Annotated in this window: 17 protein-coding genes and 1 pseudogene; 3 read left to right on the top strand and 15 right to left on the bottom strand. The window is 52.7% G+C overall.

The features are described from left to right. Positions 1-504: 504 nt before the first annotated feature. From PSH65_RS26635 to PSH65_RS26620, 4 genes are all read right to left on the bottom strand, one after another. Positions 505-1554: a hypothetical protein gene (locus tag PSH65_RS26635; protein ID WP_305423325.1), complete on the bottom strand. Its 1050-nt coding sequence runs from the start codon at positions 1552-1554 to the stop codon at positions 505-507. Between the two features lie 81 nt (positions 1555-1635). Then, positions 1636-2919 carry a nucleotidyltransferase gene (locus PSH65_RS26630; protein ID WP_305423323.1) on the bottom strand — a complete coding sequence of 428 codons (1284 nt, stop codon included), beginning with the start codon at positions 2917-2919 and terminating at the stop codon, positions 1636-1638. Next, the gene (locus tag PSH65_RS26625; protein ID WP_305423320.1) at positions 2916-3536 is read right to left on the bottom strand and encodes an SLATT domain-containing protein; all 621 of its coding nucleotides are present in this window, start codon (positions 3534-3536) and stop codon (positions 2916-2918) included. Before PSH65_RS26625 ends, PSH65_RS26630 begins: the two co-directional genes overlap by 4 nt. 144 nt (positions 3537-3680) lie before the next feature. After that, a complete protein-coding gene (locus PSH65_RS26620; protein ID WP_305423318.1) occupies positions 3681-3929 on the bottom strand; it encodes a hypothetical protein in 249 nt (82 codons plus the stop codon). A 1031-nt stretch (positions 3930-4960) separates the two neighbouring features. Here PSH65_RS26620 and PSH65_RS26615 point away from each other — a divergent pair. Genes PSH65_RS26615 through PSH65_RS26605 form a run of 3 tightly spaced genes read left to right on the top strand, consistent with a single transcriptional unit; the run spans position 4961 to position 6506 of the window. After that, the gene (locus tag PSH65_RS26615) at positions 4961-5500 is read left to right on the top strand and encodes a PAAR domain-containing protein (RefSeq protein WP_305423316.1); all 540 of its coding nucleotides are present in this window, start codon (positions 4961-4963) and stop codon (positions 5498-5500) included. Further along, positions 5500-6222 (top strand): peptidoglycan recognition family protein, encoded by a 723-nt coding sequence (locus PSH65_RS26610; protein WP_305423314.1) that lies wholly within the window; start codon positions 5500-5502, stop codon positions 6220-6222. The genes PSH65_RS26615 and PSH65_RS26610 overlap by 1 nt, the downstream gene beginning before the upstream one ends. Then, on the top strand, positions 6219-6506 hold the full coding sequence (locus PSH65_RS26605; RefSeq protein ID WP_305423312.1) for a hypothetical protein: 288 nt from the start codon (positions 6219-6221) through the stop codon (positions 6504-6506). The genes PSH65_RS26610 and PSH65_RS26605 overlap by 4 nt, the downstream gene beginning before the upstream one ends. A 56-nt stretch (positions 6507-6562) precedes the next feature. On the opposite strand, the pseudogene PSH65_RS26600 reads toward PSH65_RS26605, so the two are convergent. The 11 genes and pseudogenes from PSH65_RS26600 to PSH65_RS26550 form a co-directional block, all read right to left on the bottom strand. Beyond that, positions 6563-6679: pseudogene (locus tag PSH65_RS26600) on the bottom strand (DNA binding protein); the annotation flags it as partial. 148 nt (positions 6680-6827) lie between these two features. Then, positions 6828-7016: a hypothetical protein gene (locus PSH65_RS26595; protein WP_305423310.1), complete on the bottom strand. Its 189-nt coding sequence runs from the start codon at positions 7014-7016 to the stop codon at positions 6828-6830. 65 nt (positions 7017-7081) lie between these two features. Then, a complete protein-coding gene (locus PSH65_RS26590) occupies positions 7082-8062 on the bottom strand; it encodes a chromosome segregation protein SMC (RefSeq protein ID WP_348529742.1) in 981 nt (326 codons plus the stop codon). Positions 8063-8154: 92 nt separating this feature from the next. Further along, positions 8155-11061 (bottom strand): DUF927 domain-containing protein, encoded by a 2907-nt coding sequence (locus PSH65_RS26585; RefSeq protein WP_305423308.1) that lies wholly within the window; start codon positions 11059-11061, stop codon positions 8155-8157. Continuing rightward, entirely contained in the window at positions 11058-11330 is a 273-nt protein-coding gene (locus tag PSH65_RS26580; protein WP_305423306.1) for a DUF3077 domain-containing protein, read from the bottom strand. Before PSH65_RS26580 ends, PSH65_RS26585 begins: the two co-directional genes overlap by 4 nt. Beyond that, positions 11327-11611 (bottom strand): hypothetical protein, encoded by a 285-nt coding sequence (locus PSH65_RS26575; protein WP_305423304.1) that lies wholly within the window; start codon positions 11609-11611, stop codon positions 11327-11329. The genes PSH65_RS26580 and PSH65_RS26575 overlap by 4 nt, the downstream gene beginning before the upstream one ends. After that, on the bottom strand, positions 11608-11766 hold the full coding sequence (locus PSH65_RS26570; protein ID WP_305423303.1) for a hypothetical protein: 159 nt from the start codon (positions 11764-11766) through the stop codon (positions 11608-11610). Before PSH65_RS26570 ends, PSH65_RS26575 begins: the two co-directional genes overlap by 4 nt. A gap of 373 nt (positions 11767-12139) precedes the next feature. Continuing rightward, positions 12140-12442, bottom strand: a complete 303-nt coding sequence (locus PSH65_RS26565) for a hypothetical protein (protein WP_305423302.1) — start codon at positions 12440-12442, stop codon at positions 12140-12142. Beyond that, positions 12439-13047, bottom strand: coding sequence for a hypothetical protein (locus PSH65_RS26560; protein ID WP_305423301.1), 609 nt, complete (start codon positions 13045-13047; stop codon positions 12439-12441). The genes PSH65_RS26565 and PSH65_RS26560 overlap by 4 nt, the downstream gene beginning before the upstream one ends. Next, positions 13044-13325, bottom strand: a complete 282-nt coding sequence (locus PSH65_RS26555; RefSeq protein ID WP_305423300.1) for an AlpA family transcriptional regulator — start codon at positions 13323-13325, stop codon at positions 13044-13046. The genes PSH65_RS26560 and PSH65_RS26555 overlap by 4 nt, the downstream gene beginning before the upstream one ends. Positions 13326-13415: 90 nt before the next feature. Beyond that, the gene (locus tag PSH65_RS26550) at positions 13416-14255 is read right to left on the bottom strand and encodes a hypothetical protein (protein WP_305423299.1); all 840 of its coding nucleotides are present in this window, start codon (positions 14253-14255) and stop codon (positions 13416-13418) included. Between the last annotated feature and the right edge of the window lie 45 nt (positions 14256-14300).

Genomic DNA, 14300 nt, shown 5'->3' with positions numbered 1-14300 from the left:
ATGCAAATGGGTGGGCAAGTCTGTGTAATTACCCAATTGCACTGGTGAACTGTGAGTTCACCCGGTTCACCTGTTCACTAAGGTGGGTACCTTTTCGCTAGCACAGTCCCGCGGGTTTCCGACCCCGTGTGTGGAGTGTTGTCACAGGGTCCCCCGGACGCTCAGATGAGCACCCCCATACTCGGTTTTTTCGCTGATGGTGTTGACGCTTATGGGGAGCGGGGAAAGCAACACCCTTCGAGCCCTTGTTACAGGTGTTACGTGTGTTACGAAACTATCTATGTCCTTTGATATCGGGGCTTTCGTGCCAGTAACACTCGTTCATCAATCTACTAACAGACGTGTTACTACGCGTATTGGTGTTACATAGGAAGCGGTATTAGTCGTTGAATTCAGAGGGCCGCTTTTGGCCACAAGCGTGTGGCAATTGTAAGAATCCCCGTTCCTAGCAAGCTCGTAGGGTAAACCAAAACGAATAAACTCCATCAGGGACTGATGACGCTATCATGCGCTTACTAGTTGCTCATATAAGAGATGTCGGGCGTGTACCTCATCGTCACTCTCCATTGGGAATGCACCGGATACAGCCATTCTTTCTAGGTGCTCGGCTTCTGGTGCCAGAAAGCCATTTTTCATGCAGTGTTCAGAAAGCCATTGGCGTGTCATTAGTGTCAAGTGGGTAAGTGGCTCAGTTCGATATTTTGTATCTATATAAGGATCTGCCATCAATAATGAAGATGCTATTCGGCGATCCATATCCACCTTATAAGAAGGAAGTGTCTGTGAGAATCGTTCAGCTATAAATTCGATCAGTGATAGTAAATATAACAGCAGGTAAGGTAGGCGAGAGTAAAGGAATGCCCATTGAGTCATTGCTTGAGTCATTCCTGAAAAAATAAAATTGATATTATATTTCTCGGTCTTTATCGATTTGTGATCTGTGAATAAGTGCATGGCTTTGTTGCATATACCGTCAAAGCTATCGTTTTCGGTCTTGTCGTAGCGCAGTTTGGCTATGTAGCTAGCATTGAATCTTGACGTTTCACCAATGGTTTTCAGCACTTTTTGAATGCGCCTGATATGGCCGTCAATACCACCTGCGTTCTGCGGACGTAATCTCGAAGGATCATCCGCAATCATTTTGGAAAAGCTTTCTTTGTCGGCAATCACTGATTCAAGTAGGTACAGGCTCTCTTGAAATGGTTTTCTTAACAGCATATACGCAATAGCGAGCTTCCCTTTTCTAGATGCTTCAAGTGCTTCGAAGATACAATGCAGAATATCTGACAGTACTGCTGGAAAAGCCATGGTGACTAATACGTCAGCTTCATCATTCAGGCGTCCGCTTTTTTTTAACCAATCAAGCAGGTCATCTGCTTGCTCAAGCGCAGATTTTTCGTGCTCGCCATTGAAGGCAATGCTTGTAATGAAGACTCCTTGTTTGATCCCGGAAACAAGGAGTTGGGCGGCTACGTCATGTATAGTGAAGCATAGCTTATATGCGGCATGAAACTCATTTGGCAGCACAGTGTTACTTTCCAGTAGTCTTTCCAATTTATAATCCTCCGGGTGTTTGTTGAATTATATTGAAATAATCATTGAGGAATGCACTATGGTCTACCTACTGGGTAAGTATCAGATTGGAACGACGATGCGGCCACGAGCCACGCAGATATTTTCTTTTACCGCAAAGCATTCGACGTAGTGTTCTCCCTGAAAATCTGAGTGCTCGGTGATCTGATGATAGCCACTGTCCATCTGAATTTGCCCTCTTAACATATTTCGCCGAATTGCTTCCGGTCCTACATTTCTAACCTTCCAATAGAGCTTAAAGGGAGGGGGGACATTTATATGCTTAACGTAAAACGTAAGTTCTCGTTGTTTAGGTATTTTGTAGAGGCCAATACGTGACATCAGATTTCTGAGTTGGTCTCCTTCGTTTTTAACGGTGCAGTCAATTTCTAAGTTGTAGTGAATGTCTAAGCTAAATTTTTGACCAATAAATTGCTCTAGGTTTTTTATTTCATTTCGCGCAATGGCTTGGCGCTTTTCTTCTTCCACATATTCGGGGAAGTTTTCTCCAAATACAGCACTCCATCGTTCATGGGCAACCTCCGGGTCATCTAATGCCTCTTGGAGTCTTCGCAGTGCTTTTTTTGCTTTAGGGTGGAAATTTCCACTTTTTGTAACAATTGAACCACTACCAGGAGCTCTCCACTGCTCTTTCTCTTGATCAATATCGACGAGGTAAGCAAAAAAATCTTTAGTCATTTCCCCGTAAGCTGAGTAGGATTTCGTGTCGTAGTCAGTTGTACCTTTTAAGAATTGATAGCATAGAGTGTCAATAAGCATGCCTTTCATAGGCACGCCATGATCGTTCTTCCATGCGCGAATCATTTTACACAGCCTCTTAAGGTTGTGGTTTTTAAGCTGATTTAGTGAGTTCGTTTCATCAATTTCTGAAATTGGATTACAGGTCCTCCACTGGCCACCATCATTTGCATCTGGATAGGTATAGCTTCCATCTTCATTCAGAAAGGCAGGTAGCACTTCAACGATGTAATCAGTGAAGTCAATTGACACCACTTGTTGTTGCGCTTTTACGTCTCGATTTGGGAATTTTTCTTTTAGAATTAACCTTATTTCAGCGAGTAAGGCCGACTGTTTGTTGTTTTCATATTTATTGAATCGGTCGTAGACTTCCCAGGGTAAGATGAAAGCCATGTCTAAGTCGCTTACCCCATGTACTGCAGTGCGGCGTCCATAAGAACCAACTTGCCGACAGTTTGAAATTTCAGAGTCTAGTTCGTAATATTTTTCGTTTAGCTTGCTCGTTGTTTGTCTGTAACTTTTTGAAATGGCATCAGAATTTTTTACTGCTAGATTTTTTCTGAATTGCTCAAATAGTTCTTTTGTCATTTTGTGCAGATCCTTTGTATGTGATCTATTAAATCTGTCAGATCTAAGTTAAATGCCAGAACAGCCAGAACAACGACCAAGCTACCGAAAATCGTGATGTATAAAGACAAAGGGATTTTGTCTCTAAAAAAATTGAAATGAAGGTGTTCGTCAATCCATCCTATCTGCTGCTCCCAAAAGAATTTCTTGTGAGCAAGCCAGCTAGCCCCAAATATATGTTTGCTCAAGCAGAGAGAGTTAAACTCATGTTCAATATTCTCTAGCTCACTTAAGTGCTCAGCTGAAACCTTTTCGCTTGACTCGCAGGTCATGCTCAGTTTTTTCAGTTTATTGAAAAGCGCAGTCAGCTTTTGTCCCACAGCGTAATAGTCATCTTTTTTCTCGGAGTAGTAGGCAATGTACATACCAGTGATGCCTAATATTGTTACTGCAGCGGACATCTGTTTTTCTGCAAGCCAAGAAATAATGAGTGACAAGATACCAACGCATATCGATACAAAACCAATCCATCCAGGACCTTTCTCCACAATCTCATAGGTGGAAAAATGCAATTTGGCGCTGTATCCAACGTCATAAGCCTTTTCTGCAATCAAGCGTTGTGCTAGCTCTTTTTTCATAAAACCCCATAGAAGCTCGCTACCATCACTTCAGGTGCAATGTGACGACTGGCGGCAACGAATGTCGAGTATTCGGGTGATGGTTGAAAAGCTGAGGTAGCGAGTGGTAAAAAGCCCGGCCAATCGACCGGGCTTTAATTCACCTCACCTTTCGTTAGACGACTGCGATACAACAGAAGCCGCCAGCGTTCGAGTCGTTTTAGACAAGCGTTTGTCTTGTAGCGCTTGGCTAGCTTTCGTTTCCATCTTCGCGCCTGACTGTTTGTCGGAGCCGGCTTGAGAAATCACCGATGCTGCCAAGCTCTTGGCAATCGCCGATGATTCCTTGTCCCGTAAGACTTTAGACGCTAGAGAAGAAACCCTAGGGGAGGATTTCTTTGAGTTTTTGCTCATTGCTGATCTCCTTTTTTTCGACGTACACGTAGGCGCCAGGCTTGAAGCCCATATGCTCGGGCATCAAGCAGCTTTTTTCCGCAGCGACGGAAACGGCAGTAAATGTATTCGTAATCGTCTGACTCTGGGGGTTGCATAAGTCACCATATAAAAGGTGTTTTCAGCCCAAATTCAGAAGGAGATGAGGGGACGTTCAGTATTTTTCGCTCACGAACTTGACCCTTCGGTCGCGGAGACCTAAAAAGTAGTTGTGTGACCACGAGCGAATCCATACTATTCGTTCCCCTAACCGCTTTCCTTTCTGGACTGTGGTTGATGCGCCCTTGGGTAGGCCCTGAGAAAACTTCCCCTTGGTGCGCGCTGAAAGCCCTGTCTGCTCGCTGAGCAGGTGGGGCTTTTTCTTTTGCAGAGACATTTCTCTGCACAATTCTTTGGGCAATCAGCCCCTAAATTCCTTTCTATCTATCATCCGTTAGGTTTTTGCCTAAGGGACTCCTACCTATGAAAGCATAATAGTCGAAAAAATACCACATGTAGTGTTTTTCTTCGTTCGCCAACACATCATGTAGTGTTGATTCTGTGCTGGACCGTCAATTCGTGAACAAATAGTCAAATAAACGTTTCAGCAATGGCACTCGGTGATGCGTGGATCCAATGCTTAGCATCGTACTGTATGTATTCCCAGAAAATCAACTAAAAGCTCCTGTGGGGCATTCAATAGCGTTTTTATGTTTTTTGTAGTGCTACCTAGCAGGTTCTCGCTATAGCCCGTCATGCGGGATTCTAGGTGCCTTACCGTGACTGTCACGTTTTCATTCATTTTCAATTGTGACGTGTCACGTTTTCACTTCCGATTGATTTGACGCGTTACTGAATTGCTCAGTTATGACCATTGGATCGACCCAGGTTCGTGATTCAATAACGTCGTGCGGGAATTCGGCCTAGCGATTTTCAGGAGACGAAAATCCTTTTTTATTGGGCGATGCTGATAAAGTCGCCGTTTATCACATAACGCTGACAGGGAGTCGCGCATGGCAAAGCCCGCCGCACGCATAACCGATCCGACTAATTGCCCAATGCCAGGACATGGTGCCGAAGCCATCGCCTCAGGTTCGTCTGACGTGTTCTTCGACGGACTTGCTGCAGCCCGTATGGGTGACACGTGTACCTGCGGAAGCGCGTTGGTTTCAGGCGTATCAGCCACCGTATTCATTAATGGAAAAAACGCAGCACTTGTTGATACGGTGGGTACTCATGGAGATGTAGTGGTCGCAGGCTCCAGCACGGTCATCATCGGCGATTCGCATACCCCTGCGCCGTTCATACCTCCGATACCGCTCTCAATTCAGAAAACCTACGGGCAGTCGTTCAACATCACTGACAGTGAAACAGGTGCTCCTTTAGCCTTCCGTGACTACGTCGCAATGATCAACGGTGTAGAAACTACCGGTGTTACAGATGCCAACGGCATAGCTCATGTCAAAACCCCAACGCCAGATGCCAAGATCTCACTTCATATCATGTTCAGTGCACCGGCTAGGACGCTTCATGAACTGGCGGAGGGACGCTAATGCCTGCTCCGTTCTTAACACAAGCCATCGCCCAGGAAATCAAGCCTGGCGAGTTCATGTGCCCGATTCCGATTACCGTGAACGACCGCGCCGCAACGCGAGAGGCGATCATCAAAAAAGCACGCTCGCTGAACGCCACGTTCGTAGAACGCTCCTCATGGGGCGCTGCGAAAGGCAAGCCGGGTATGGTGATGGATTGGGACTACAGCATGATTGCCCTCCACCATGCTGGGCGAAGCCATAGCTGTACGCCAGGTGGTGGGCAAATGCAGGAAATTCAAAAAGGTCATATGGGCCAGGCCTACGACGATATCGGCTACCACTATGGGATTGATTGCACCGGCCAGATATTCGAGGGGCGTGACATCCGTTTTCAGGGATCGAGCGTGTTGAAGTTCAACACAGGTTTAATCGGGATTGTACTGCTTGAGAACCTGACGACACCGGAGGAGGGCGGCGACTGGGTCGCGAAGGGACGCGTCGCTCTCGACAGCATCGGCTACAGCACTACAAACGTGATTCCGGCTGCTCAGATTACCGCGCTGATGCATTTGATCGAATCACTTAAAAGCGTGTTCGTGATCAAACATTTCGGTGGTCACAGGGAGTATCCGGGACAGGCGTCCGAAGGGAAAATCTGTCCCGGCAATATAGGAATGGAGCTGGTAAGAAACCTCAGAACCAAGACACAGTTGTTGCCTCCACCGGCACCACAAGAATGAAGAAGCTATTAATCGTGGCGGTCTTGACGTTAGTGGCCGCGCTCTATGTTGGTTACTACGAGGCCCTTGAAGACGGCGATGTCGAAACCATCCTGTTCATCAAGAAACATCCGACGTTCCAGATGAAGTTTTATAACATCCACGCGAACGATGGTGAGATCAGGAAAGTCGAAAGGCTCACTGACGATGAGCGCAACAAGATTATCGATTACTGCAAGTATCGGCTTGGATTCGACACTAAGGTCAAGACGCAAAATGACGTTGAGATCTGTAGGACGAAATAGCGCTAGGCGTTAAAAAGAAAAAGGCCTCTCTAGAGGCCTTTTTATCAGGTCTGGCTTTATTTGCTCAGCCAGCTTTCGACTACATCGGAACCGTGCTCGGCTTTCCACTCTTTCAACGTCTTGTGATTACCGCCTTTGGTCTCTACGACTTCGCCGGTGTGAGGGTTTTTGTAAATCGCCCTTCAGGGCTTCCAGAGCCTGGAGCTGCTCGGCCAAGTGTTTTTCCAGCTGACGGTATTCGGCAAGTTTGGACATTGGCGTTTCCTACTATGTGTTTTGAAGGTATCTATTTGAATAGTATTACTGCATACAAGTTCAGCGTTATTGTCGGCCGTTTAACTTGCTTTCGAGGTGGCTCATTTCAGCCTTTATCAAGTCGACAGTGAGTGTCTGAACCTTCGTGGCTTTTCCGGTTTTGATATCAACGATTTTCAGCAAGGCGGTCAAATGGTTTTTGCGCGCCTTCAAGGTGTCGGTCCAGCTTGCGCTGCTTCGTATTTGGGTGATCATGATCTTTATCCTGGCAGGTCTTTAAAGAGCCCGACAGCGCGGGCTCTTTCAGGTGTCGCGGCGTGTTACAACGAGAGGACGTCCTGTACGGTGTATTTGTAGGAACGCTCCGACAAGTCACTGCTAGTCCAGTTACCGAATCTTTCACCCTCCTCAGGAAGCACCAACTTCATCAGACTAACTTGATCGCCACCAACTAGGTTAATGGCCGCCCAGAGCTTTCCTCCCATGTCCAGCAATGCTTGAGCTTTTTCGTTCCACTGTTCCTCTAAAACCGTCCGCGCCAGGTACAGTGCTTTTCTTTCGATGGCTTTATGTTCCTTCTGAGCCTCGGCAATGTATTGGTCGACTGTGGCCAGCTCGTGCTCTAGCGCGGTCATGATCAGGTGTTGTCGACGATTGTGCTCGGTCGCAGACGCGAGGTTTTTCGCAGCCTTCTGCGCTTCTGCGTTGGCGTTCTTTTCGCCCTCGGTGTCGCCCCATGCCACCGCCTGTGCATAAGCGGTTGCTGCATCGGTTTCGGCTTGCCGTGCTTTCGCCAAGTCTTCGGTTGCTTGCTGTCGGATCTGTTCCAAGCGGGCACTGAGGCTATCCCGCTTTTCGTTGAGTTCTTGCTCGTCCGCTTTCCAATTCGCCATCGAGTCGGTGAAACCGGCCATCAAGGTTTCGTGATTGGCGAGACTCTCGCGTCGAGCAATCTTATTGCCCATGATGCTGGCGTGATGCATTCGAGAGTCGTAAGGGATTTTCAGGGTGTTGTACTGTTTCCGTATTTCATATGCTCGATCAGCATCCATGACCTCGTCGCCCTCCAATAGCGCTTCCAGCGGAGCTATTTCGGTATGCAGTTGTTCGGCTTCACTCAGGTATTTATCCCGCACGACTTTCAATCTTTCGATTTCGTGCAGCAGCTGCTGTTTCTTTTCGCAATGGCCGATCGTTTCACTGCCGTCCGGCACAACCTCTGAAAGTCCTGCGACTTCAAGGCCTTCCAGTTCATTGGTCAGCGGTTCGCGTTGCTCTGTCGGTGCTTGAAATTCGTTCATCTGTCTTGTTCCTTTGAAATTTGATTTGGGTTGAATGAGCGGCTGGCGAGGCCGGGAATGAGCCGGCGCTACCTCGATCAGCAGAGATGCCCTCAGGCAGCCCGAGCCTCGCTCTCATCCGTTCCCGGAATCGTCTTCACGATGTAGCAGCGTTGCGGACCGAGGCCGGGCAACCGGACCAGACTCGACGCCTTACCGTCGCTGCCCGGCTCCAGCACGCCGCGCTGCAACAGTTCCTTGTTCACTGCGTTGATGTTCATGCCCCGGAAGATTTCTGAGCGCCACATCTCAGGGAGCACGTAATAAGTGTTTGTGGTGTGCATTGTGTCGCCCATCCCATGCTCCAGCGCTTTGCGAAAGCCAAGCCGGTCGATGGTGCGCGGGCCGTGTTCGTCGATTTTTGCCGCCGCCGATTCCCAGCGGGTGAAGCGACTTTCGCCAAAGCGCTCGATGACCTGGCGCAGCCGCGCCAAGATCGCATCCCCCTCAAAGTTACCGGCGCCGCCACGCTCGTTTAACCAGGCGTTCAAACACACTCGGGCCGCAGTAGTTGCGGTCCCATCCGGCCAGCCGGTGATGCCCATGGCGGTGGCCAGCTCGCCCGCTGCTGCCGCAAGGCCGAAACGAGCGGCCGCACGATGTGCCTGTCCACTGGCTGATGCCGGGAGCGACTTGGCGATAAAACCTTCCAGCGTGCGGCGCAGGATGGACGACCAGCCGTGACGCTTGCCGGGTTCGCACAGCGCCGTCAGGAAGGCAGTGAGTGGTGTGCCGTAGTAGTTCGCCACCCGTGCCTTGAGCGCGTCGGACAGTGCTGCGGCGTCTTCAAAACCATTGAGCGTGTCGAACATGCCGAGGCCTTTGCTGGCATCGGCCGGGACGGCGAGCATGCGCACCTCCATGCCCGCTTTCAGCTCCTTGTTGGCCTCTGCCATGTGCTGGGCCAAGGTCTTCTCGCCGGTGGAAAGGAACAGCAGCCGCCATTCCTGTACCTGTCGGCCTGCTTGGCCCCGGTCATTGGCGCGGGCTTTGCCGGTACCGTTGCCGAGCATGTACACCGTCTCGCCGATGATGCGCGCATCGCACATGCCGATTTCGTCCAGCACCAGGAGGCCGTCGGAATGCGCGGCGGCGATGGATTCCAGCGCGTTATCGGTGGAGCGCCACGAACGCACCAGACGTGGGCCGCCGTAGATCGAGGCGGCGACTTGCAGGTGAGTGGTCTTGCCGCCTGAACTGTCGCCGTACAGGTGAAAGCCGCCCGACTCATGGCCGAGCATGTGCAGTAGTGGACCCGCAAAGGCCACGCCGACGACAAACGCCAAGCGATGGTTGCCAACACACAAAGCGCCGATCTGCTGTTGCCATTGCTCCAGCGTGCCCGCTTCGCTGATCGGTGGAAGTTGCGCACCGGCCTCGTAGAAGTGCAGGTGTTCGCTGTGCGCGCCGACCTGCTGCTCGGGCAGTAGAAAGGCGCTGTCGTGCCAACCTAAGCGGGTAACCAGCCGCGCCCGTTGCGCACTGTCGAAGCCGCCGAGGTAACTCTGCAGGTCGTTGCGTGCATTACGCCCCGAACGACTCCCTGCAAGACGTAAACCCATGTCCACCAGAGGCCCAAGAACGTCTTTACCAAAGTCGCCGGTCATGGTGCGCGCCGGGATGTTCCAGCGCTTCTTGGTGCCGTCTGGGTCGTCGAATTCGACCAGCAGTCCCCAGTTGTGGCCCTTCTCGTCACGGGTACGGGCGAGGATCGCCAGAGGTGAACACACCGGGCGTGCCTCGCCGTCGTCGCCCGCATAAAACACGCCTTCGGGGGTTAAGCGGAAGCCACCGGGCATCAAGTCATTTTTCGATTTTGCCGGGCGCTTGGTCGCTGTTTTTGTCTTCGGTTCCGGCTTGGTGTCAGCCTGTTCCGTGACCGACTTTTCCACAGGCAAACCGGACAGTTCACCGCTGCTTTCCAGTTCGACGAAATGGGCGGCTGTCCAGCCCTTGGTGAGTGCATCGGCTGCATCGTCGCCGTCGCTCCACTGACCACCTTTGGCGAAGGCGGCGCATTCGCCCTTCAATGTGGGCTTGCGATTGAACACATCCAGTGCGATGACTCGAACCGAGGCGGCGCCGATTTCGCTCAGCTTTTCGGCGACGGCGTCCATGCAGACTTTGCCGCTATCGTCGTTGTCTGGCCACAACAGCACGTCGCGACCTTTGAGCGGAGTCAGGTCGGCTTTGTGCCAGGAGTTGGAGCCGTTCGGCCAGCAGGTGGCCACGTAGCCGGGCAATAGTTCGGCGGCGGCATCCGCAGCTTTTTCGCCTTCGCACAGGGCAACTGGCGCGTCAGCGCGCTGGTTCAGTTCATCAAGGCGCAGCAATGGGCGCGGATCCGGCAGACCTTGCCACCGCCACTGCTTAGTTTGGCCATCGGCGCGCTGACACCATGTCAGTGGCGCAAAGACCTTCTTAGGCTTGCCGTCTTCATCCAGGCCGAGGTCGAAGCGGTAGAGCGCCATAAGTGGCTGGCCTTGCGCATCACGATAGATCCACACTTTGGACGGCACGCCGTGCTGTCGATGCTTGGTCGGGCACTTGTTCATGGCCTCGGCCGGGATCGGCTGTATGGCGATCCACTCCGGCGCTTTTGCCTTGCCGGGGAGGGGGGGCGACTGGGCGGCGCCGGGCGAGACGTTGAGCAGGTCCGCCAGTTTGGCGCAGGCCTCGACATCGGTGCCGCCGTCCAAATAGCGCACCAGATCGATCAGATCGCCGCCCTTGTCACCGGTGGCGAAGTCGGCCCAGGTGCCCTTGCTCAAATTGACCTTGAGCGAACCGGCGCGCTTATCACTGCGGGTTGGATTCGGGGCGGTGTATTCCTTGCCGCCGTCCACGCGCTTGCCGTTGGGCAGCCAATGCGACAGGACGCGATCAATGTCTTTTAACGCGGCGGCTTTTACGTCGGCAAAGCTTGGTCGTTTTGCGGTGCTGTTCGGGCGTTGGCTCATGCGTCAGCCCTCGGCAAAAACAGTGCGTCGTTGATGTCATCGATCAGGGCTTTGGCCATCTCGCCCAGGTACAGAGCGGGCCAACTGAAACGCTCGCCGTGGTCGCTCATGGCGGCGTCGAGGTTGAGCTGGTTCGCGTGATGCTGTAGCAGCGACACCATCTCCAGCGCATCCTCGACTGGAACACCAGCGTTGACCCGGAACAGCTTCAGGTCGGTCGCGTTAACGCGGGAGAAAGTGGCGTGGCCCAGTGTGGTAGAAGCGGTCATAGTGCACCGCCTTTATGCACCGCAGGCGTTGAGGTGGTATCACCGTGCATGGCGAGCGTTTTGATCAGGCCGAGGGTGCCGCGCACGTCCCAGAGGACGGCGGCAATGACGTGATTGGCGAGGCGCGAGGATTCGTTTTCGAAGTGATCCTCAAGCAGCGTCAGTACCGAGTCGGCACGGTCAATGGCGCAGGTGATGGCGTCGATAGGCACGCCGGCTTCTGCTTTTGGATTTACGCAAAGCAGGTCTTCAGGCAGCGAGAAACTCAGGGTGTTGTTCATTGGGCACCGCCTGCGGTTTCGAGCGCGCGGGCTTTGGTCATGTGAGCGTTGTAACGGGAGAGACGTGTTGCGAGGCTGGAGTTGGCGTGTAAAGCGGCGAGAGCCATTGCACGGTGTGCAGCGGCGCGAATTTTGGACGGATTGATGGCGTGCATGTAGAGCTCCTTTTGCTGAGGAGCTGCCACCGCTTGCGGCCAAGCAAGGAATGGTGACAGCTGTACGCGGGTTGGCCGACCGGGGCAAAAGGGACCCGGCACACCCGAAGGTGTCCCACGCACAGCCGCCATAACACGATACGACGGGCACAAAAAAAGCGCCTGCGTTCGGATGGAGGGCGCTTGTGCGCCTTTTGCGGTTCGGACGGCCAAGTCCGGACGCTGAATTTGCAGCGACGTCCAGAGAGTAACGTCCGTTATTCGAAAGTGCAACTGCGCTGATGGCTTGCGGATTTTTCAGGTGCGGCATAAATTGTTCGTGCATTTAGATTGACCTCAACGCCTCCGGATCGCCCCCGGAGGCGTTTTCGTTTCAGGCATGGGCTTCCCAGCGCAGGGAAAGGAGGGGCAGGAATCCACCGCTGAGCATGGAGCGGGCGTCTTCGTAGGCGTGCGTTTGCTGGCCTTCGACGATCACGGCACCGGTCCTTTCGCAGTGGAGGGAGAGGGCGCACCAGGTGCCATCGGCCCAACTGAGTACACTGACCACGCGCCCCTGTTTGTCCTGCTGGCTGCGGTAGCGCTCAAGGCGTTGCATGAGGCGCGGCGAAAAGCCGATCCGGCGCAGCACGGAAAAGGGATGCATCAAGGCGTTATTGGCGATCTGACGGCTCATGCGGCCTCCTGCACGTGGGCAAACAGCGGCGGTGGTGTTTCACCTTTGAGCCAAGCCAAGATCTTGCTGTCCTCGGCACACCGACGACGGTGCTCTACGGCCATCTGCTCGCGGCGTTGTGCCAAGCACTCATCCACATAGCAGGTCAGATCGGAGGTCAAGCGCATGTCGTGGTGAGCGCGCTCGCTAGCCGTCTTTTCCATTGCGAGATCTTGTTCGGTAATGCGCTGCCACACTGCCGGATCGTTTGCGTATCCGCACGACTGATCAACCAACCAATAGGTGACCCAGTCGCTCATGCCAAGGGACTTCAGCGAGGTCAGGCGACCCGCTTTCATGGCGAAATGACCGGTGCCATGAATGCTGGAAAACTCTCTGCGTACTGCGTTTAGGCGAATCAGCTCTGGCAGTTCCCACGGATTGGCTTTCAGCGGTAGGGCGAGGCCGTCAGGACTGAAAAAGAACGCTTCCTGATCATTTCCGTTCCAGCTCACGCCGGCGATGGTGCGGTGCCGCCAGTTGATCGCGCCGGGGAGATAGAGACGGAACCCGATGGCGTAGGTGTCGTGAAAAGGGCCTTTGAACGGATTGTAATTGCGCTTCATGCGGCCACCTGATCACGCGCCTCGATGCGGCTGCGTGCCCACGCTTGAACCTCAGAAAGAACCCAGGCAACAGGAGCGCCACGGGCATTGCTGTTACTCAGTTTGACGGGCTGCGGGAAGCCGCATTCGGTGCGCTGCATCAGTTTATAGATGGTCGAGCGCTTCATGCCCACGATGCCCTCCACCTCGCGCATGCGGATCAAGGTCGAAGCGGCATCAAAAAGTGAAGTGGAGTTGGCGGGTGTTTTGCGGGAAAAATCGGTGACAGAGGTGTTCATAGGTATTGCTCTCGATTGATTTGGACAACGAGAGCAATGGTCTAGAGATTGGTCGGCGGTGAGCAGTTCACTTCCAATTGAAATTTTGGTTTACAGCACGAGATTTCGTTTGAGGATGGTGTCAACGGATTTACGCGATAGCGCCTTTTCTGTTTCGAGTGTGATCCAACCAAGGCGCTGCTTGGGCGGTTTAGCCACTTCCCGTTTTAGCCAGGCATGCACCGCTGTGGCAATGTTCCTCTCAGGCATTCCGCTCGCCAAGTAGTGCCGCCCCTGATGAATGATTGCAGCGTCGCGGGCAACGATGTCTTTATTGCGCTCCATACCGCTGATGATTCCCCCTTTGCAACGGATGGCGTTCTTGATTGCGCTGTCCGCGATGGGGAGCAGCTCATCGTTGATCAAGCAAGGCAGGGAAGTGATGGGCTCCAGATAAAGAACATACTGGTCTAGTGCCTGGATACGTTCGTTGGGATCGACCTGCATCTCCACAAACTGACAATAGAGATCCCATGGCCAGTCGGTCGGAGGTTCAGCAACATGCGACCAAGCCGCCTTATCGGTGTCACGCATCCAGTCGGCCAAAGCTCCCAGCGCCTTCACTGCGCAGGCCATGATATAGGCAGCATGCGCCTCGCGTTCCGATGCCGAGTGGCACTTACTGTACTGGCGAACCCAATGTGCAAGACGGGCTCTGTTGTCAGTTGAGGCGTATTGAAAAATTGTCTCTTCGTGCATCGTTGTGTGGATGCACATACTGCTGAGATCGCTGTCGATGTCGCCGGTCTGAATGCGCACACAACACTGATTGATCAGCTCGCACACGTCAGTGAGCTGTTCATTGCAGAACTCGTAGAGCGGTTGCCCTGAGAGATACTGGATCAGGCCAGCGGTTAGCGCCGAGTGCAAGATCGGGTGATTATCAATCATACCAATGGCTCTCAACGTGTAACGCTTTATCCCGCGCCCTGGGTC

Origin of the sequence: Pseudomonas sp. FP603 (assembly GCF_030687415.1) — a bacterium.
Taxonomy (GTDB): Bacteria; Pseudomonadota; Gammaproteobacteria; order Pseudomonadales; family Pseudomonadaceae; genus Aquipseudomonas; species Aquipseudomonas wuhanensis.
This window is presented reverse-complemented; position numbering and strand designations above follow the sequence as displayed.

Coding starts and splice junctions, on each gene's coding strand:
- PSH65_RS26610 (WP_305423314.1), top strand. CDS start 5,500: ATGCCTGCTCCGTTCTTAACACAAGCCATCGCCCAGGAAATCAAGCCT.
- PSH65_RS26555 (WP_305423300.1), bottom strand. CDS start 13,325: ATGAACACCTCTGTCACCGATTTTTCCCGCAAAACACCCGCCAACTCC.
- PSH65_RS26565 (WP_305423302.1), bottom strand. CDS start 12,442: ATGAGCCGTCAGATCGCCAATAACGCCTTGATGCATCCCTTTTCCGTG.
- PSH65_RS26605 (WP_305423312.1), top strand. CDS start 6,219: ATGAAGAAGCTATTAATCGTGGCGGTCTTGACGTTAGTGGCCGCGCTC.
- PSH65_RS26595 (WP_305423310.1), bottom strand. CDS start 7,016: ATGATCACCCAAATACGAAGCAGCGCAAGCTGGACCGACACCTTGAAG.
- PSH65_RS26620 (WP_305423318.1), bottom strand. CDS start 3,929: ATGAGCAAAAACTCAAAGAAATCCTCCCCTAGGGTTTCTTCTCTAGCG.
- PSH65_RS26560 (WP_305423301.1), bottom strand. CDS start 13,047: ATGAAGCGCAATTACAATCCGTTCAAAGGCCCTTTTCACGACACCTAC.
- PSH65_RS26550 (WP_305423299.1), bottom strand. CDS start 14,255: ATGATTGATAATCACCCGATCTTGCACTCGGCGCTAACCGCTGGCCTG.
- PSH65_RS26630 (WP_305423323.1), bottom strand. CDS start 2,919: ATGACAAAAGAACTATTTGAGCAATTCAGAAAAAATCTAGCAGTAAAA.
- PSH65_RS26575 (WP_305423304.1), bottom strand. CDS start 11,611: ATGAACAACACCCTGAGTTTCTCGCTGCCTGAAGACCTGCTTTGCGTA.
- PSH65_RS26615 (WP_305423316.1), top strand. CDS start 4,961: ATGGCAAAGCCCGCCGCACGCATAACCGATCCGACTAATTGCCCAATG.
- PSH65_RS26585 (WP_305423308.1), bottom strand. CDS start 11,061: ATGAGCCAACGCCCGAACAGCACCGCAAAACGACCAAGCTTTGCCGAC.
- PSH65_RS26590 (WP_348529742.1), bottom strand. CDS start 8,062: ATGAACGAATTTCAAGCACCGACAGAGCAACGCGAACCGCTGACCAAT.
- PSH65_RS26580 (WP_305423306.1), bottom strand. CDS start 11,330: ATGACCGCTTCTACCACACTGGGCCACGCCACTTTCTCCCGCGTTAAC.
- PSH65_RS26570 (WP_305423303.1), bottom strand. CDS start 11,766: ATGCACGCCATCAATCCGTCCAAAATTCGCGCCGCTGCACACCGTGCA.
- PSH65_RS26625 (WP_305423320.1), bottom strand. CDS start 3,536: ATGAAAAAAGAGCTAGCACAACGCTTGATTGCAGAAAAGGCTTATGAC.